The organism is Mycobacterium sp. ACS4054 (genome assembly GCF_001667275.1).
Taxonomy (GTDB): Bacteria; Actinomycetota; Actinomycetes; order Mycobacteriales; family Mycobacteriaceae; genus Mycobacterium.
The window spans coordinates 1-17,711 of sequence record NZ_LZHV01000040.1; the positions used below are offsets into that span (position 1 = coordinate 1).

Below are 17,711 nucleotides of genomic sequence, written 5' to 3' on the forward strand. Positions count from 1 at the left end.
AACCCCCCCTTTTGTTTTGCGCTTTCCTTTCTTATGTTTTTAATATACGCGGGGGTGCGGTTTTGTGCTCACAACAAAAATTTTTTGCCGGCCCCCCCCCCACCCCCGGGCGCACGACTAGCGCTTGGGGCGCACCACCGCTTTTCCGGCCCGCTTCGCGCTCACGGGGCGGCCGGACGCGAGGTGGCCGGCTCATCGCCGATTCGAGACCTAACCGCCGCCCGACTGTGTTTGCGCGCCTGCTTCGAAGTGTTATCCAGTGGGCGGAATATGAGATCCCGGGCGTTGGGGCAAGCGCCGGAACCGAGGAGGTTTGTGTGAGCAGGTTTACCGAGAAGATGTACCACAATGCCCGCACCGCGAAGACGGGCATGGTCACCGGTGAACCCCACGAACCGGTCCGGCACACCTGGGGAGAGGTCCACGAGCGCGCTCGCCGCATCGCGGGCGGCCTGGCCGCCGCCGGCATCGGCCTCGGCGACGCCGTGGGGGTGCTGGCCGGCTTCCCGGTCGAGATCGCCCCGACGGCGCAGGGGCTGTGGATGCGCGGGGCCAGCCTCACGATGCTGCACCAGCCGACACCGCGCACCGACCTGGCCGTGTGGGCCGAAGACACCATGAACGTCATCGGCATGATCGAGGCGCAAGCCGTCATCGTCTCCGAGCCCTTCCTGGTGGCCACCCCGGTGCTTCAGGAGAAGGGCATCAAGGTCCTCACCGTGGCCGACCTGCTGGCGTCGGAGCCGATCGACCCCGTCGACGTCGGCGAGGACGACCTGGCGCTGATGCAGCTGACGTCTGGGTCCACCGGTTCCCCGAAGGCCGTGCAGATCACCCACCGCAACATCTACTCCAACGCCGAGGCGATGTTCATCGGCGCCCAGTACGACGTCGACAAGGACGTCATGGTCAGCTGGCTGCCCTGCTTCCACGACATGGGCATGGTCGGGTTCCTGACCATTCCGATGTACTTCGGCGCCGAGCTCGTCAAGGTCACCCCGATGGACTTCCTGCGCGACACGCTGCTGTGGGCCAAGCTCATCGACAAGTACAAGGGCACCATGACCGCGGCGCCCAACTTCGCCTACGCGCTGCTCGCCAAGCGGTTGCGCCGCAACGCCAAGCCCGGCGATTTCGACCTGTCCACGCTGCGGTTCGCCCTGTCCGGCGCCGAGCCCGTCGAACCGGCCGACGTGGAGGACCTGCTGGACGCGGGCAAGCCGTTCGGCCTGAACCCGTCGGCCATCCTGCCGGCCTACGGCATGGCCGAGACCACCCTGGCCGTGTCGTTCTCCGAGTGCAACGCCGGTCTGGTCGTCGACGAGGTCGACGCCGACCTGCTGGCCGCCCTGCGCCGCGCGGTGCCCGCCACCAAGGGCAACACCCGCAGGCTGGCCACCCTCGGCCCGCTGCTGCAAGACCTCGAGGCGCGGATCATCGACGAGAACGGCGACGTGATGCCCGCCCGCGGCGTCGGCGTCATCGAGCTGCGCGGCGAGTCCCTGACGCCCGGCTACCTGACCATGGGCGGCTTCATCCCGGCGCAGGACGAGAACGGCTGGTATGACACCGGTGACCTCGGCTACCTGACCGAGGAGGGCCACGTCGTGGTGTGCGGCCGCGTCAAGGACGTCATCATCATGGCGGGCCGCAACATCTACCCCACCGACATCGAGCGGGCCGCCTGCCGCGTCGACGGGGTGCGCCCCGGTTGCGCCGTCGCGGTGCGACTGGACGCCGGCCACTCCCGCGAGACGTTCGCCGTCGCCGTCGAGTCCAACGCGTGGCAGGACCCGGCCGAGGTGCGCCGCATCGAGCACCAGGTCGCCCGCGAGGTGGTGGCCGAGGTCGACATGCGGCCGCGCAACGTGGTGGTGCTCGGGCCGGGCACCATCCCGAAGACGCCGTCGGGCAAGCTGCGCCGGTCGCACTCCGCCACCCTGGTCACCTAGGCGGCTACCAGGCGTGGACGCGGTTCTGCGCCGGCTCCAGCCCGAGTTCGATGAGTAACTCCGTGGCGTCCGCGGCCTGCTCGCAGATGGTCGGCACCTCGCTGCGCTCGGCCGCGGAGAAGTTCTCCAGCACGAAGGCCGCCGGGTCTTTGCGTCCCGGCGGTCGGCCGATGCCGATGCGGACCCGCGCGAACTCCTTGGTGCCCAACGCGGCCGCCACCGAGCGCAGCCCGTTGTGGCCGCCCTCGCCGCCGCCGATCTTGAGCCGGATGCGGCCGAAGTCGAGGTCGAGGTCGTCGTGCACGACGACGATGTCGGCCGGCGGCACCGAGTAAAACTTCGCCAACGGCCCGATCTGGCGGCCGGACTCGTTCATGTAGCAGCGCGGCTTGGCCACCAACACCGGGTGGCCGGCCAGCCGGCCGCTGACCACCTCGGCGCCGGAACGCTTGTGCACCTTGAACTTTGAGCCCAGCCGGTCGGCGAGCAGGTCGGCGACCATGAACCCGAGGTTGTGCCGGGTGCGGGCGTAGTTGTCCCCGGGGTTGCCCAGGCCGACCACCAGCAACGGCTCGGCCACGTTGCGATCCGCCTACTCGGACTCGTCCGCGGGGGCCTCGGCGTCGGCGGCTTCCTCTTCCGCGGGAGCTGCTTCCCCCTCTGCGCCCGCGGGGGTTTCGCCCGCGCCCTCTTCCTCGAGGTCTTCGGCGGTCGGCGCGATCACGACGTTGACCACCAGCATCTCCGGGTCGGAGATCAGGTTGACGCCCCGCGGCAGGGTGATCTGTCTGGCGGTGAACTGCGTGCCCGGCTCGGCGCCCTCGACCGACACGGTGAGGTTTTCGGGAATCGACAGCGCCTCGGCCTCGATCTCGATGGTGTTGGTGTCCTGGGTGACCAGGGTGCCGGGCACGGCGTCGCCCTCGACGACGACGGTGACCTCCACGACCACCTTCTCGCCGCGGCGCACGACCAGCAGGTCGGCGTGCTGGATGGTGCGGCGGATCGGGTGGATGTCGAGCGCCTTGGTCAGCGCCAGCTGTTCCTTGCCGTCGATGTCGAGGGTCAGCACCGCGTTGGTGCCCGCGTGCCGCAGCACGGCCGCGAAGTCGTGGCCCGGCAGCTCGAGGTGTTGCGGGTCGGCGCCGTGGCCGTAGAGGACGGCGGGAATCTTGCCTTCGCGGCGGGCCCGGCGGGACGCGCCCTTGCCGGTCTCGCTGCGCACCGTGGCGGTGAGTTGGTTGCCTGCGGACTTGGCCATCGTGTCGCTCCTGTGTGCTCGGTGCCTGAGTGTGGGGGCACGGCCAGGGTCGCGACAGATCGTCGGTCTCCGTCGATAACGGTGCTGGCTGGCCAGCCACCCTCGCCGTGACGCCCGGTCAGGTTAGCGCATGTGCACCTCAGAGCGGAAATTTGGTGCCGGTGAGCTGCTCGGACAGCTCCCACAGCGCCGCGGCCATCTTCGGGTCCCGCGCCGCCCGGCTGCGCGCCACCGGCTGCGTGCGGCCCATCTGGCCGAACCGCGGCCCGACGAAGGTGTCGCCGGGCAGGTCCTGCGACGCCGCGTACAGCGTCTGGCGGGCGCCGAAGTCGGCGTCCGTGGCCACCACCCGGGTGACCGCGGACATCATCGCGTCACCCAGCTTGCGGCCGGAGGCCCCCTGCAGGTTGGTGTGCGAATAGCCGGGGTGGGCGGCCAGCGCGCGCAGCGGGGAACCGGCCGCGTCCAGGCGCCGCTGCAGCTCGCTGGTGAACAGCAGGTTGGCGAGCTTGGACTGGCTGTAGGCCAGCCACGGCGAGTACCGGCGCCGCTCCCAGTTCAGGTCGTCGAGGTTGATCCGCCCCGGCCAGTGCGCCATCGACGACACGGTGACCACCCGATCGGTGAGCTTGGGCAGCAACAGGTTGGTGAGCGCGAAGTGGCCGAGGTGGTTGGTGCCGATCTGGCTCTCGAAGCCGTCGATGGTCTGCGCGTAGGGGGCCGCCATGATGCCCGCGTTGTTGATCAACACGTCGACCGCCTCGACGCCTTCGGCGAACTCGCGCACCGACGCCAGGTTCTGCAGGTCGAGCGAGCGCACCTCGACCGGGCCGGTCTGGGTGTCCCTGATCTGCAGCGCGGCCTTCTCGCCCTTGCGGATGTCGCGGACCGCCATGATCAGCGTGGCCCCGCGCCGCGCCAGCTCGCGGCCCGTCACCGCGCCCAGCCCGCTGTTGGCCCCGGTGACGATGACGGTGCGCCCGGCGAACGAGGGCAGGTCTGCGGCGGTCCAGTTCGTCATGGCTGACGAGCCTAGTAGGGCTCGTTCGCGACGTCGAAGGCCACGGAGTCAGGCAGGTGTTGGGGCCGACCGCGTAGCCGCGCGCGCCGGACAGGAATCGATCTGCGCGTTCTGGCGGATGTTCTGCCCCGTCTCGGCCGCGATGCTGGCTACCATGAGCCAACACGCGGAGATGCCGCAGCTGACCTGGAGCGATTTGGGCGTGGGCGAGTTGCTGCCGACGGGAACGGTCACGTTGCTGCTAGGCGACGTCGAGGGGTCGACGCGGTTGTGGGAGACCGAGCCCGAAAAGATGACCGCCGCCCTGGCACTTTTGAACAAGATCGTCGACGAGGCTGTCGCCGCGCATGACGGGGTGCGTCCGCAAGAGCAGGGCGAAGGGGACAGCTTCGTGACCGCTTTCGCGCGTGCCAGCGATGCGGTGGCGTGCGCGCTGGCGTTGCAACGCGCGCCGCTGGCGCCGATCCGGCTGCGCCTCGGGATCCACACCGGCGAGATTCAGCTGCGCGACGATGCCAACTATGCGGGACCCACCATCAATCGCGCGGCGCGGCTGCGCGATCTGGCACACGGGGGGCAGACGGTGTTGTCGGGGGCGACGGAGCCGCTGGTGGTCGATCGCCTTCCGGACGGGGCGTGGCTCACCGATCTCGGCAACTACCCGCTGCGCGACCTGCCCCGCCCGGAACGCGTTGTGCAGCTGTGTCATTCGGACCTGCGCAACGAGTTCCCGCCGCTTCGGGTGCGCAGCGGCGTTCCATCGCACAATCTCCCGACCCAATTGACGAGTTTCATCGGGCGCCATCAGCAAATGGCCGAGCTGGGTCAGCTGGTGGCGCACAACCGGTTGGTCACCCTGACGGGCGCCGGCGGTGCGGGCAAGACTCGACTCGCCGCCGAAGGCGCCGCCCGACTAAGCCACGAGTTCGCCGACGGCGTGTGGTACGTCGACCTGGCGCCGACCACCAATCCCGCAATGGCGCAGGTGGCCGTTGCGCGCACACTCGGCGTACCCGATGTCGCCGGGCTCTCCACCTTGGAGCTCCTAGTGCGGTTCTTCGCAGGAAAATCGATGTTGCTGTTGCTGGACAACTGTGAGCATCTGCTTGATGCGTGTGGCGCCTTGGTCGTCGAGCTGCTCGCGGCTTGCCCGAAACTGACGATCATGGCGACCAGCCGTGAGCCGCTTGGAGTTCCCGGCGAGTTGACCTGGCGCGTCCCGTCGCTGCCCATCACCGACGAGGCCGTCGAACTGTTCGCGGACCGCGCCAGGCGGATCCGGCCGGAATTCCATGTCGGAGAGAACAACCGCGCGCTGGTCGAAGAAATCTGTGAACGCCTTGACGGCATGCCGCTGGCCATCGAGCTTGCCGCGGCACGAGTTCGGGCGCTATCGCTATCGCAGATCGTCCACAGCCTGCATGACCGATTCCGGTTGCTCACCGGCGGGGCGCGCACCGCAGTGCGCCGCCAGCAGACACTGCGCGCCTCTGTGGACTGGTCGCATGCGCTTCTGACCGAGCCAGAGCGGGTGTTGTTCCGGCGACTAGCGGTCTTCAGCGGTGGGTTCGACCTCGGCGCCGCCCAGGCGGTCGGCGCCAGCAGCGACGTAGAGGGCTATCAACTACTGGACCAACTCAGCCTGCTGGTCGACAAATCGTTAGTGGTGGCCGACGACACCGCGACAGGCATGCGCTACCGGTTGCTCGAAACGGTGCGGCAATATGCGCAGGAAAAGCTCGGCGAGTCCGGCGAGGCCGATGAGGTACGCACCCGGCATCGTGACTACTACGCGGCCACGGCCATCGAGTTGGAGTCGCAAGGACTGGCCGGTCTTGAGCAGCTGCTGCGTTGGGCGGACGCGGAGATTGACAATCTGCGGACGGCGTTCGCATGGAGCCGGGAGAAGGGCGACCGCGAGACGGCGCTGAGACTGGTGTCCTCGCTACAACTGTTTTGGTTGACGCGCAGTCGTTTCCGCGAAGCTTTTGCGGCGTTCGAAGCCGTTCTGACCGATGAGCGCGATCCGCAAGTAGCACTTGAGGTGTGGGTGCGCGCGGTCGCCGATCAAAGCTCCATCGCCGTGTGGATGGGCGTCCCCGCTTGCCCGGATCGGGCCCGCGAAGCCCTGGCTCTCGCGCGGCAGTGTGACGACCCGGCGTTGATCGGTCGAGGCCTGATGGCGTGCGGTTCGGTGGCGATATACAGCGCTGAGCTCGCACAGCCATATTTTGCCGAGGCGATCGAACTGGCTCGAACCGCCGGCGATCGGTGGAGCCTGTGCCAAATCTTCACCTATCAGGCGACCATGGCCTATTACGCCGGCGAACCGATCGCGGCCGCCGCGTCCGCCGTAGAAGGGCGTGACCTCGCGGATTCCCTCGGCGACAACCTTCATTCGCGGCTCTGCCGGGAGTGGCTCGGCTCGGCCCTCGCCATGAAAGGACATCTTGCAGACGCGGTTGACGTATTGGGTTGCTTGGCAGCGGATTCCGCGGCCGCGGGGGACCTGCCCATGTCGATCATGGTGCAGGTAGCGCGCAGCATAACGCTCGCCTACAAAGGTGAGGCGGCTGCCGCGTTGAGCGCGGCACAATCAGCTTGCGAGGCGGCGAACTCGCTGGGAATCTACACGGACGCAGTGTATGTGGCGTTGGCCGCGGCCAACCTTGCCGCCGGCGAGACAGCTACTGCCAGACAAGCGGCGGAGGAGGCCTGGCGGCAGACCACCCCGCTGCGCGAAATCTGGGTCAGGGGAGCCAGTCAAACAGCCGAGGTCTTTCTGGCATGCGGTGATTTGACCGCAGCGCGCCGCTGGGCCGATGACACCGTCGCCGTGGTACCTGGCTGGTACCGGATGTCGGCCCTGACACAACGCGCCTACATCGCAGTGGCTCAAGGTGACCACGGCCAGGCCGAGCGCGATGTTCACGATGCCCTGGAGATCGCCACCGGTACGCGGGCATACCTACGAGTGACGGACATCCTGGAGTGTCGGGCACGCCTGGCGGCCGACGACCGCCAACTCTCCTACGCAGCGCGTCTCTTGGGCGCGGCGGACGGCGTTCGTCGGTCCATCGAGGCAATCCGTCTCCCGATGTATCAAGCGGGTTACGACGCTTTGGTCGAGACGGTACGGGAATCGTTGGGGATCGATGGCTTTGACACCGCCTGGGCGGAGGGCGCGGCGTTGTCCACCGAGGAGGCGATCGCCTACGCGCAACGCGGCCGCGGCGAGCGCAAACGCCCAGCGACCGGCTGGGCATCGCTGACCCCCATGGAGAACGATGTGGTTCGCCTCGTCCGGGAAGGCTTGGGGAACAAGGACATCGCTGCCAGGCTGTTCATCTCACCGCGCACGGTGCAGACCCACCTCACCCACGTGTATGCCAAACTCGGCATCGCCTCGCGGATGGAGCTTATCAAGGACCAGCGCCCCACATGACGCGCCGAGATTGCCGCCAGGGCTGTGGTTTGGGTGCCGACCACGACCGTGACGGCAATCTCGGCGGGGACGAATATCACTTCGCGGCGACGACGAAGCCCCGCATGATCGCCTCGATGTCGGAGGACTGCTCGACGGCCTGGTTGGCCAGGCCGGTGATGGTGAGCTGAACCAGGTATCGCTGGTTGGCGGGCTTGGAACCGGTCGCGATGACGATCCGGTTGAAGCTGTGCAGCCGGGTGCCGTCCAAGTCGTAGCTGCCCTGGATCATCGACGACGGAAAGCCGTCGTACGGCGCCGTCGAGGCGTCGAGCTGCTTGAAGTCCTCGAAGAGTTGGGCGTCGTCGTTGCCGTGCTGGATCACCTGGGCCGGATCGAAATTGCCGTTCAGCTTGAACACCACGAGCCTGGCCGTCGGATACTTGTTGCCCTTGGAGATCATCACGGTCTCGGGTGCGATGTGCGGGTTGTTCGCCGCCGACCAACCCGGCGGCGTCGGGATGGATACCGTCAGGTCCGGCAGGTTGCCCGGCGCCACCTGCTGCCCGGTGACGCCGATGTTCTGCAGGTACTGCGACAGCGGCACCGGCTTCGCGGCCCTCGTCGTGGTGGTGGTGGTCGTCGGGGTGGTCGACCAGATCGATTGATAGTCAGGCGTTTTCGGGCCGCACGCCGCAGCGGGCAGTGTCAGCGCGATGGCCGCGGCCGCACACGCACGTCTCACAGAATCTCGCGGACGGCGTCGACCGGCCGGGCCAGCCGGGTGCCCTTCGGTGTGACGACGAACGGTCGCTCGATCAGGATCGGGTGTTCGACCATCGCGTCGAGCAGCTGGTCGTCCGTCGCGTCGGCGAGGTTGAGCTCGGAGTATAGGGATTCACGCTTGCGCACTGCCGTGCGCACGTCGATGCCGGCGTCGCGGATCATCCGAACCAGCTCGGCCCGCGACGGCGGGGTCTTCAGGTACTCGACGATGTTCGGCTCGAAACCGTTGTCCCGCAACAAGTCCAGCGTCTTGCGTGAGGTGCTGCATTTGGGGTTGTGGTAGATGACGGTGTCGGCCATCTAGGCGTCCCCGTCGAAAAGCCCCGTGACCGAGCCGTTTTCGAAGACGGCGCGAATGGTGCTGGCCAACAGCGGCGCAATGGACAAGACCGTCAGCTGCGGGAAACGCTTTTCCTCGCCGATCGGCAGCGTGTTGGTGACGATAACCTCGCGGGCGCCGGACGCCGCCAGCCGCTCGGCGGCCGGATCGGACAGTACGCCGTGGGTGGCCGCGATGATCACGTCGGCGGCGCCGTCGTCGCGCAACAGCTGCACCGCGCCGGCGATGGTCCCACCGGTGTCGATCATGTCGTCGATCAACACGCAGGTCCGCCCCTCCACCTCGCCGACGACGCGGTTGGAGACCACCTGGTTGGGCACCCGCGGGTCCCGGGTCTTGTGGATGAAGGCCAGCGGGACGCCGCCCAGCGCGTCGGCCCACTTCTCGGCGATGCGCACCCGGCCCGAGTCGGGGGAGACGACCACCATGTTGCCGTCGGGGTAGTTGTCCCCGATGTAACCGGTCAGCAGGTTCTGCGCGCGCATGTGGTCGACCGGCCCGTCGAAGAACCCCTGGATCTGGTCGGTGTGCAGGTCGACGGTCACGATCCGGTCGGCGCCCGCCGTCTTGAGCAGGTCGGCCACCAGCCGCGCCGAGATGGGCTCGCGGCCGCGGTGCTTCTTGTCCTGCCGGGCGTAGGGGTAGAACGGCATGACCGCGGTGATCCGCTTGGCGCTGCCCCGCTTGAGCGCGTCGATCATGATCAGCTGTTCCATCAGCCAGTCGTTGACCGGTGCCGGGGCGGACTGCAGGACGAACGCGTCGCACCCGCGGACGGACTCGTGGAATCGGACGAAGATCTCGCCGTTGGCGAACTCCCGCGCCGTCTGGGCGGTGACGTGGACGTCGAGCTCCTTGGCCACCTGCTCGGCCAGTTCCGGATGCGCGCGCCCGGAGAAGAGCATCAGGTTTTTGCGGTTATCGGTCCAGTCGTGGCTCAACGCACTGCCCTCGCCGTATCGGGATCGGGAATGGGACGCCCCATCGTACGTAGCGAATGGTACGGAAATATGGCCGGGTTACCAGATACCAAAATCAGCATGTCTATTCGGGTGCGGATGTTTCGCCGGGGTTGTCGGCGGCTTTCTCGGCCGCTTGGGCCGCCGCGCTGCCCGGCCGCTTGCGTTTGACCCAGCCCTCGATGTTGCGTTGCGGGCCGGCGGACACCGCCAGCGCGCCCGGCGGGACGTCGTCGCGGACCACGGTTCCGGCGCCGGTGTAGGCCCCGTCGCCGACCGTGACCGGCGCGACGAACATGGTGTCCGACCCGGTGCGCACGTGCGAGCCAATGGTGGTGCGCGACTTCGATGTTCCGTCGTAGTTGACGAAGACGCTGGACGCCCCGATGTTGCTGTGCTCGCCGATGTCGGCGTCGCCGACGTAGGTGAGGTGGGGGACCTTGGTGCCGGTGCCGATCGTGGAGTTCTTGGTCTCGACGAACGCCCCGAGCTTGCCGTCGGCACCCAGCACGGTGCCGGGCCGCAGGTAGGTGAAGGGGCCGACGGTGGCGCCGGCACCGATGGACGACGACGTGCCGTGGGTGCGCACCACCGATGCGCCGTCGCCGACGGTGACGTCGGTGAGCGTGGTGTCGGGACCGATGACGCAGTGGCCGCCGAGTTGGGTGCGGCCGAGCAGCTGCGTGCCGGGGTGGACGACGGTGTCGCGCCCGATCGTGACGTCGACGTCGATCCAGGTGGTGGCCGGGTCGACGATGGTCACGCCGGCCATCTGGTGCGCGGCGACGATCCGGCGGTTGAGTTCGGCGCCCAGCTGCGCCAGTTGGACGCGGTTGTTGACGCCGGCGACCAGCGCGCTGTCGTCGACGTGCTGGGCGTGGATGGCCTGCCCGTCCCCGCGCAGGATGGAGATGACGTCGGTCAGGTAGAGCTCGTGCTGGGCGTTGTTCGAGCTCAGCCGGCTCAGCGCCGAGCGCAACGCCGCGACGTCGAAGGCGTACACCCCGGCGTTGACCTCGCGAATGTCGCGCTGCGAGGGGGTGGCGTCGGCGTGTTCGACGATCGCGGTGACCTCGTTGTCCTGGGTGCGCAGGATGCGGCCGTAGCCGCTGGGGTCGGCGAGCGTCGTGGTGAGCACGGTCGCGGCGGCCGATCCCGCGTTGTGCGTGGCGATCAGCTCGGCCAGGGTGTCGGCGTCCAGCAGCGGCGTATCGCCCGAGGTGACGACGACCACGCCGGCGTAGTCGTCGGGCAGCGCCGACAGGCCGCAACCGACCGCATGGCCGGTGCCCCTCGGCCGGTCCTGCAGGGCGACCTCGATGCCGCGGCCCAGCGCGTCGGCCGCTTCCGCGACCAGCGGCGCGATGCGCTGATGATCGTGGCCCAGCACCACCACCAGGTGTTGCGGCGCGACCTTGGTGATCGCGTGCAGCAAATGGGACAGCATGCTGCGCCCGGCGATGGTGTGCAGCACCTTGGGGGTGTCCGAGCGCATCCGGGTGCCGGGCCCGGCCGCGAGCACCAGGACCGCGGTATCACCACGAGACGCCATCAACTCTCCTCAACCCCGGCGCGAACGTCGCCGTCAAGCGTGTCACTTCACCTGATGTTGGCGCAAAGGCCGCGCCACGGTAGTCGATTCGCCGATCGTGGGCCCCGGGAGGGCGACGCTCCGTCGCCAGGACTCGAACCTGAACTATCTGAACCAAAATCAGAGGTGCTGCCGATTACACCACGACGGATTGCGAGCCCCGAAGGCCCACGCCAACAAGACTCTAGACGGTCGGCGGGCCGATCGCGGCGCCGATGCAAAGACGCCCGGATCGGTGCGGGCGACGCTATAGGCTGGTTGACGTGGCCGTTCTGGACAAGGAGCCCGACAAGGAAGCCCGGGCGCCGCGCGCCCGCATGACCGGTAGCGATCGCCGACAGCAGCTCATCGGCATCGCGCGCTCGCTGTTCGCCGAGCGCGGTTACGAGGGCACCTCGATCGAGGAGATCGCGTTGCGCGCCAACGTGTCCAAGCCGGTGGTCTACGAGCACTTCGGCGGCAAGGAGGGGCTGTACGCCGTGGTCGTCGACCGCGAGATGTCGGCGCTGCTGGACGGCATCACCTCGTCGCTGACCAACAATCGCTCCCGGGTGCGGGTGGAGCGGGTCGCGCTGGCGTTGCTGACCTACGTCGAGGAGCGGACGGACGGCTTCCGCATCATGATCCGTGACTCGCCGGCCGCGATCAGCTCGGGCACCTACTCCAGCCTGCTCAACGACGCCGTCAGCCAGGTCAGTTCCATCCTGGCCGGCGACTTCGCCCGTCGCGGGCTGGATCCGGACCTTGCGCCGTTGTACGCCCAGGCGCTCGTGGGCTCGGTGTCGATGACGGCCCAGTGGTGGCTCGACACCCGCGAGCCCAAGAAAGAGGTGGTCGCGGCGCACCTGGTCAACCTGATGTGGAACGGGCTGACCCACCTGGAGGCCGACCCCCGCCTGCAGGACGGTTAGCGCCCGACGGACTCAGCCGGCGAGCGTCACACCCACCACGACGACCGGCCGGGGGAAATGCTCCGCGGCGCAGGCCTCGTCGAGCGCGTCCTCGACCATGGCGGCGAGCTCGGCGGCGCCTAGTTGCGGACCGCCCACGCCGTCAGGGTCGAGGTGCACTTCGGTGAGGATGAGGCCGTGCCGGGCGCGGATGTCCGCCATCGCGGCGACCGTCCGGCGGATCGCCTCGCCGTAGCCGGCCCGGGTGCCCGACGAATCCGGCCGGCAGTGCAGGCCCACCAGGTCGAAGGTGGCGCGCGCCGACCCGCGCCGCGCCTTGCCGGCGACGTGGGGTGCCTCGACGGGCGAGTCCAAAACGATGCGCCCGACACCGGCGGCCACCGCGTCGCGCAACAACTCGGGCGATCCCGGTCCCGCGACGATGCGTGACGGGTCCGTTCCCGCGGCAAGCGCGACTACCAGCTCGCCGGCAGAGCGGACCCCGATGCCGAGGCCCTCGTCGCACGCCCAGCGCGCGACGCCGGTGGTCAGCGGCGGGCGGCCGAAGTAGACCAGGCGCGCACCCCGCAGCGCCTTGCGCCAACGGCGGGCGTGATCCCGGAAATCGGCCTCATCGGCCTCGCGGGCCGGGAATCGCGCGGTGACCGGCCGGACCGGGTGGTCGAGGGACGGCGAGATGTCCAGCAATGTCATGAGACAAATGTGCGCCCGCGGGCCGCCGGATTCGGCTTTCCTGACGATCCCTTGACGGCGCCGGGCTCGATATTGACGAATCTTGGCGCCCCTAGAATGTATTCATCATGACCGCACCGGGGCCTGCTCGCCCAGAACCCCCGATCGCGGGGCTCGTTGAATTGGCGCTCACCGCGCCGACCTTCCAGCAATTGATCGAAAGCGCGGCCGCGCGACCGGCCGAGCTTGCGCTGGTGGGTCCAGCCAGCGCACGGCTCTTCGTGGCCAGCGCGCTGGCGCGGTTGGGCCCTTTGCTGGTAGTCACCGCGACCGGGCGCGAAGCCGACGACCTCACCGCCGAACTGCGCGGTGTCTTCGGCGACGCCGTGGCGGCCTTCCCGTCCTGGGAGACCCTGCCGCACGAGCGGCTCTCACCGGGCGTCGACACCGTCGGCACCCGGTTGACCGTGCTGCGCCGGCTGGCCCATCCCGACGACGCGCGATTGGGGCCACCGCTGCGGGTGGTGGTGACGGCGGTGCGCTCGCTGCTGCAGCCGATGACGCCGGAGCTGGGCCAGATCGAGCCGGTCACGTTCACGGTCGGCGAGGAGATCGCCTTCGAGGATGTGGTCGCCCGGCTGGTGGAGCTGGCCTACACCCGGGTCGACATGGTGGGCCGGCGCGGCGAGTTCGCCGTGCGCGGCGGGATTCTCGACGTCTTCCCGCCGACCGCCGAGCACCCGGTGCGCGTCGAGTTCTGGGGCGACGAGGTCAGCGAGATGCGGATGTTCGCCGTCGCCGACCAGCGCTCCATCCCCGAGATCGAGGTGGAGACGGTTATCGCGGTGCCCTGCCGCGAGCTGCTGCTGACCGACGACGTGCGGGAGCGCGCCGCCGCGCTCGCCGCCCGGCACTCCGGGCCCGAGCCCGCCATCACCGGCAGCGTCACCGACATGCTGGCCAAGCTTGCCGAGGGCATCGCTGTCGACGGCATGGAGGCGCTGCTGCCCGTGCTGCGGCCCGGCGAGCACGTGCTGCTCACCGACCAGCTGGCCGCGGGCACGCCGGTGCTGCTGTGCGACCCCGAGAAGGTGCGCACCCGGGCCGCCGACCTGATCAAGACCGGCAGCGAGTTCCTCGAGGCGTCCTGGTCGGTGGCGGCGCTGGGCACCGACGCGCCCGTCGACGTGGCGCAATTCGGCGGGTCGGGGTTCGCCGAGCTGGACGACGTGCACGCCGCCGCGGCGCGCACGGACCACCCCTGGTGGACGCTCAGCCAGCTGTCCGCCGAGTCCGCGGTGGAGCTGGACATCCGGGCGGCGCCGTCGGCCCGCGGGCACCAGCAGGACATCGACGGCATTTTCGCGATGCTGCGTGCCCACGTCAGCACCGGCGGCTACGCCGCCGTCGTCGCGCCCGGCGCGGGCACCGCCCACCGGGTGGTGGAGCGGCTGGCCGAGTCGGAAACCCCCGCGGCCATGCTGGACTGCGGCGCGCCACCCAGGGCCGGCGTCGTCGGCGTCCTCAAGGGCCCGCTGCACGACGGCGTGATCATCGAGGGTGCCAACCTCGTCGTCATCACCGAGGCCGACCTCACCGGTAGCCGGGCCACCGCGGTCGAGGGCAAGCGGCTGGCGGCCAAGCGGCGCAACACCGTCGACCCGCTGGCGCTGACGGCCGGCGACCTGGTGGTGCACGACCAGCACGGCATCGGGCGGTTCGTCGAGATGACCGAACGCACGGTCGGCGGCGCGCGGCGCGAGTACCTGGTGCTCGAATACGCGTCGTCCAAGCGGGGTGGGGGTTCGGACAAGCTGTACGTCCCGATGGACTCGCTGGATCAGCTGTCCCGCTACGTCGGCGGCCAGGCGCCCGCGCTGAGCAAGCTCGGTGGCAGCGACTGGGCCAACACCAAGACCAAGGCGCGTCGCGCGGTCCGCGAGATCGCCGGCGAGCTCGTCGCGCTCTACGCCAAGCGGCAGGCGAGCCCCGGGCACGCGTTTGCGCCCGACACCCCCTGGCAGGCCGAGATGGAGGACGCGTTCGGCTTCACCGAGACCGTCGACCAGCTCACCGCCATCACCGAGGTCAAGTCCGACATGGAAAAGCCGATCCCGATGGACCGCGTGATCTGCGGCGACGTCGGCTACGGCAAGACCGAGATCGCGGTGCGCGCGGCGTTCAAGGCCGTCCAGGACGGCAAGCAGGTCGCCGTGCTGGTGCCGACCACGCTGCTGGCCGACCAGCACCTGCAGACGTTCAGCGACCGGATGGCCGGCTTCCCGGTGACCGTCAAGGGGCTGTCGCGGTTCACCGACAACGCGGAGTCCCGCGCCGTGATCGAGGGCCTGGCCGACGGGTCGGTTGACGTCGTGATCGGCACGCACCGGCTGCTGCAGACCGGGGTGCGCTGGAAGGACCTGGGCCTGGTGGTGGTCGACGAGGAGCAGCGGTTCGGCGTCGAGCACAAGGAGCACATCAAGAGCCTGCGCACGCACGTCGACGTGCTGACCATGAGCGCCACGCCCATCCCGCGCACGCTGGAGATGAGCCTGGCCGGGATCCGCGAGATGTCGACCATCCTGACGCCGCCCGAGGAGCGCTACCCCGTGCTGACCTACGTCGGGCCGCACGACGACAAGCAGGTCGCGGCCGCGTTGCGGCGCGAGCTGCTGCGCGACGGCCAGGCGTTCTACGTGCACAACCGGGTCAGTTCCATCGCCCGGGCCGCGGCCCGGGTCCGCGAGCTGGTACCCGAGGCGCGGGTAGTGGTCGCGCACGGCCAGATGCCCGAGGAGCGGCTGGAGCGCACCGTGCAGGGCTTCTGGAACCGCGAACACGACATCCTGGTCTGCACCACGATCGTGGAGACCGGCCTGGACATCTCCAACGCCAACACGCTGATCGTCGAGCGGGCCGACACGTTCGGGCTGTCGCAGCTGCACCAGCTGCGCGGCCGGGTGGGGCGCAGCCGCGAACGCGGCTACGCCTACTTCCTGTATCCGCCGCACGCGCCGCTGACCGAAACGGCCTACGACCGACTGGCCACCATCGCCCAGAACAACGAGCTGGGCGCCGGCATGGCGGTCGCGCTGAAGGACCTCGAGATCCGCGGGGCGGGCAACGTGCTGGGCGTCGAGCAGTCCGGACACGTCGCCGGGGTGGGGTTCGACCTGTACGTGCGGCTGGTGGGCGAGGCCGTGGAGGCGTACCGGGCGGCCGCCGACGGCCAGACGGTGACCACCGCCGAGGAGCCGAAGGACGTGCGGATCGACCTGCCGGTGGACGCCCACCTGCCGCCGGACTACATCGCCAGCGACCGGCTGCGGCTGGAGGCCTACCGGCGGCTGGCCGCAGCCTCGGACGACGAGGCCGTCGGCGCCGTCGTGGAGGAGCTCATCGACCGCTACGGCGCGCTGCCCGAGCCGGCCCTGCGGCTGGTGGCGGTCGCGCGGTTGCGGCTGCTGTGCCGGGCCGCCGGCATCACCGAGGTGTCCGCGCCGTCCGCGGCGACCGTGCGGCTGTGGCCGATCACGCTGCCCGACTCGGCCCAGGTGCGGCTCAAGCGGATGTATCCCGCGGCCGGCTACCGCGCCACCACCTCCACCGTGCAGGTGCCGATCCCGCGGGCCGGCGGCGTCGGCGCGGCGCGCATCCGGGACGTCGAGTTGGTGCAGATGGTGGCCGATCTGGTCACCGCACTGCAGGGAAAACCACAGATAGACATTGGTATAACGGGTGCGTCACCGGCACCGACGAGCGGGGAGGAGCGGCGCGCGTGATCGTCGTCTTGTTCGACCCGCGTCGTCCGTCCCTGGTGCCCGTGGAGGCCATCGAACACCTCGGCGGGGAGGTCCAGTACACCGAGGAGATGCCCGTCGCGGTGCCCTGGTCGCTGCCCGCGGCGCGCCCGGTGCACTCCGGCGATGACGCGCCGGTGCTGCTGTCGTCGGACCCCGAACATCCCGCCGTCACCGCCCGGCTCGCGGCCGGCGCCCGGTTGATCTCCGCGCCGGAGACGCCTCGCGGCGAACGACTGGTCGACGTGGTCGCGATGATGGACAAACTGCGCACCGCCGGCCCGTGGGAGAGCGAACAAACCCACGACTCGCTGCGCAGGTTCCTGCTCGAGGAGACGTACGAAGTGCTGGACGCGGTCCGCAGCGGCAACGCCGAGGCGCTGCGTGAGGAACTCGGCGACGTGTTGCTGCAGGTCCTCTTCCACGCCCGCATCGCCGAGGACGCCCCGCAGCTTCCCTTCACCATCGACGACGTCGCCGTCACGCTGATGCGCAAGCTGGGCAATCGGGTGCCAGGTGTGCTTGCGGGTCAAACCATTTCGCTCGAAGAGCAGCTGGCGCAATGGGAGGAGCGCAAGGCGGCCGAAAAGCCGCGCAAGTCGGTGATGGACGACGTGCATACGGGGCAACCGGCGTTGGCGTTGGCGCAGAAGGTGATTCAGCGTGCCGAGAAGGCGGGCGTGCCGGCCGATCTCGTCCCCGCCGAGATCACCTCCGTGTCGGTGTCGGCCGACGGTGACGCCGAAGGCGCGCTGCGCGCGGCGGTTCTGGAGTTCGTGGACACGGTCCGCGGGGTGGAGCGGGCGATCGCCGCGACCCGCCGCGGCGACGGCGTCCCGGAGGAGCTCGACGCGGCCCCGCTCGGAGAGGTCACCGAGGACGAGTGGCGGGCGCACTGGCCCGAAGACGAGCCCGCCGGCGACGCCACTGCCGAAGCCGACTGACCAACGCAACCGGACAACACCGAAACCCATGGGACGATGGTTAGGCGGAA

General features: G+C 69.3%; 12 protein-coding genes, 1 tRNA gene and 1 pseudogene. 5 read left to right on the forward strand and 9 right to left on the reverse strand.

Annotated features, from left to right (window positions below; genetic code table 11):
* Positions 1-317 precede the first annotated feature (317 nt).
* Complete coding sequence (locus tag A5730_RS08805; protein ID WP_067898447.1) at positions 318-1,952, forward strand: fatty acyl-AMP ligase; 1,635 nt, start codon at positions 318-320, stop codon at positions 1,950-1,952.
* 4 nt (positions 1,953-1,956) lie between these two features.
* On the opposite strand, the gene pth is transcribed toward A5730_RS08805, so the two are convergent.
* The 3 genes from pth to A5730_RS08820 form a co-directional block, all read right to left on the reverse strand.
* Positions 1,957-2,532: an aminoacyl-tRNA hydrolase gene (gene pth / locus A5730_RS08810; RefSeq protein ID WP_067898451.1), complete on the reverse strand. Its 576-nt coding sequence runs from the start codon at positions 2,530-2,532 to the stop codon at positions 1,957-1,959.
* Between the two features lie 12 nt (positions 2,533-2,544).
* Positions 2,545-3,213: a 50S ribosomal protein L25/general stress protein Ctc gene (locus A5730_RS08815; protein WP_067898454.1), complete on the reverse strand. Its 669-nt coding sequence runs from the start codon at positions 3,211-3,213 to the stop codon at positions 2,545-2,547.
* A 139-nt stretch (positions 3,214-3,352) separates the two neighbouring features.
* On the reverse strand, positions 3,353-4,234 hold the full coding sequence (locus tag A5730_RS08820; protein ID WP_067898457.1) for an oxidoreductase: 882 nt from the start codon (positions 4,232-4,234) through the stop codon (positions 3,353-3,355).
* Between the two features lie 154 nt (positions 4,235-4,388).
* On the opposite strand from A5730_RS08820, the gene A5730_RS08825 reads away from it, so the two are divergent.
* Positions 4,389-7,679: a LuxR C-terminal-related transcriptional regulator gene (locus tag A5730_RS08825; RefSeq protein ID WP_156745738.1), complete on the forward strand. Its 3,291-nt coding sequence runs from the start codon at positions 4,389-4,391 to the stop codon at positions 7,677-7,679.
* A 76-nt stretch (positions 7,680-7,755) separates the two neighbouring features.
* On the opposite strand, the gene A5730_RS08830 is transcribed toward A5730_RS08825, so the two are convergent.
* The 5 genes from A5730_RS08830 to A5730_RS08850 all read right to left on the reverse strand — a co-directional run bounded on the left by A5730_RS08830 (position 7,756) and on the right by A5730_RS08850 (position 11,485).
* On the reverse strand, positions 7,756-8,403 hold the full coding sequence (locus A5730_RS08830; RefSeq protein ID WP_067898459.1) for an LpqN/LpqT family lipoprotein: 648 nt from the start codon (positions 8,401-8,403) through the stop codon (positions 7,756-7,758).
* Positions 8,400-8,744 carry an arsenate reductase (glutaredoxin) gene (gene arsC, locus A5730_RS08835; RefSeq protein ID WP_055403080.1) on the reverse strand — a complete coding sequence of 115 codons (345 nt, stop codon included), beginning with the start codon at positions 8,742-8,744 and terminating at the stop codon, positions 8,400-8,402. The genes A5730_RS08830 and arsC overlap by 4 nt, the downstream gene beginning before the upstream one ends.
* A complete protein-coding gene (locus A5730_RS08840) occupies positions 8,745-9,725 on the reverse strand; it encodes a ribose-phosphate diphosphokinase (protein ID WP_055403082.1) in 981 nt (326 codons plus the stop codon).
* Positions 9,726-9,828: 103 nt separating this feature from the next.
* Positions 9,829-11,295, reverse strand: coding sequence for a bifunctional UDP-N-acetylglucosamine diphosphorylase/glucosamine-1-phosphate N-acetyltransferase GlmU (gene glmU / locus A5730_RS08845; RefSeq protein WP_067898462.1), 1,467 nt, complete (start codon positions 11,293-11,295; stop codon positions 9,829-9,831).
* A 118-nt stretch (positions 11,296-11,413) separates the two neighbouring features.
* Positions 11,414-11,485, reverse strand: a tRNA-Gln gene (locus tag A5730_RS08850).
* Positions 11,486-11,651: 166 nt separating this feature from the next.
* On the opposite strand from A5730_RS08850, the gene A5730_RS08855 reads away from it, so the two are divergent.
* The gene (locus A5730_RS08855; RefSeq protein WP_156349533.1) at positions 11,652-12,245 is read left to right on the forward strand and encodes a TetR/AcrR family transcriptional regulator; all 594 of its coding nucleotides are present in this window, start codon (positions 11,652-11,654) and stop codon (positions 12,243-12,245) included.
* 33 nt (positions 12,246-12,278) lie between these two features.
* Here A5730_RS08855 and A5730_RS08860 read toward each other — a convergent pair.
* A pseudogene (locus A5730_RS08860) lies at positions 12,279-12,938 on the reverse strand (diaminopimelate decarboxylase); the annotation flags it as partial.
* A gap of 107 nt (positions 12,939-13,045) precedes the next feature.
* On the opposite strand from A5730_RS08860, the gene mfd reads away from it, so the two are divergent.
* Both mfd and A5730_RS08870 read left to right on the forward strand, forming a co-directional pair.
* Positions 13,046-16,699 (forward strand): transcription-repair coupling factor, encoded by a 3,654-nt coding sequence (mfd, locus tag A5730_RS08865; RefSeq protein ID WP_067898468.1) that lies wholly within the window; start codon positions 13,046-13,048, stop codon positions 16,697-16,699.
* Complete coding sequence (locus tag A5730_RS08870; RefSeq protein ID WP_067898471.1) at positions 16,696-17,661, forward strand: nucleoside triphosphate pyrophosphohydrolase; 966 nt, start codon at positions 16,696-16,698, stop codon at positions 17,659-17,661. The genes mfd and A5730_RS08870 overlap by 4 nt, the downstream gene beginning before the upstream one ends.
* Positions 17,662-17,711 lie beyond the last annotated feature (50 nt).

Coding starts and splice junctions, on each gene's coding strand:
- A5730_RS08815 (WP_067898454.1), bottom strand. CDS start 3,213: ATGGCCAAGTCCGCAGGCAACCAACTCACCGCCACGGTGCGCAGCGAG.
- A5730_RS08820 (WP_067898457.1), bottom strand. CDS start 4,234: ATGACGAACTGGACCGCCGCAGACCTGCCCTCGTTCGCCGGGCGCACC.
- A5730_RS08825 (WP_156745738.1), top strand. CDS start 4,389: ATGAGCCAACACGCGGAGATGCCGCAGCTGACCTGGAGCGATTTGGGC.
- arsC (WP_055403080.1), bottom strand. CDS start 8,744: ATGGCCGACACCGTCATCTACCACAACCCCAAATGCAGCACCTCACGC.
- mfd (WP_067898468.1), top strand. CDS start 13,046: ATGACCGCACCGGGGCCTGCTCGCCCAGAACCCCCGATCGCGGGGCTC.
- A5730_RS08855 (WP_156349533.1), top strand. CDS start 11,652: ATGACCGGTAGCGATCGCCGACAGCAGCTCATCGGCATCGCGCGCTCG.
- glmU (WP_067898462.1), bottom strand. CDS start 11,295: ATGGCGTCTCGTGGTGATACCGCGGTCCTGGTGCTCGCGGCCGGGCCC.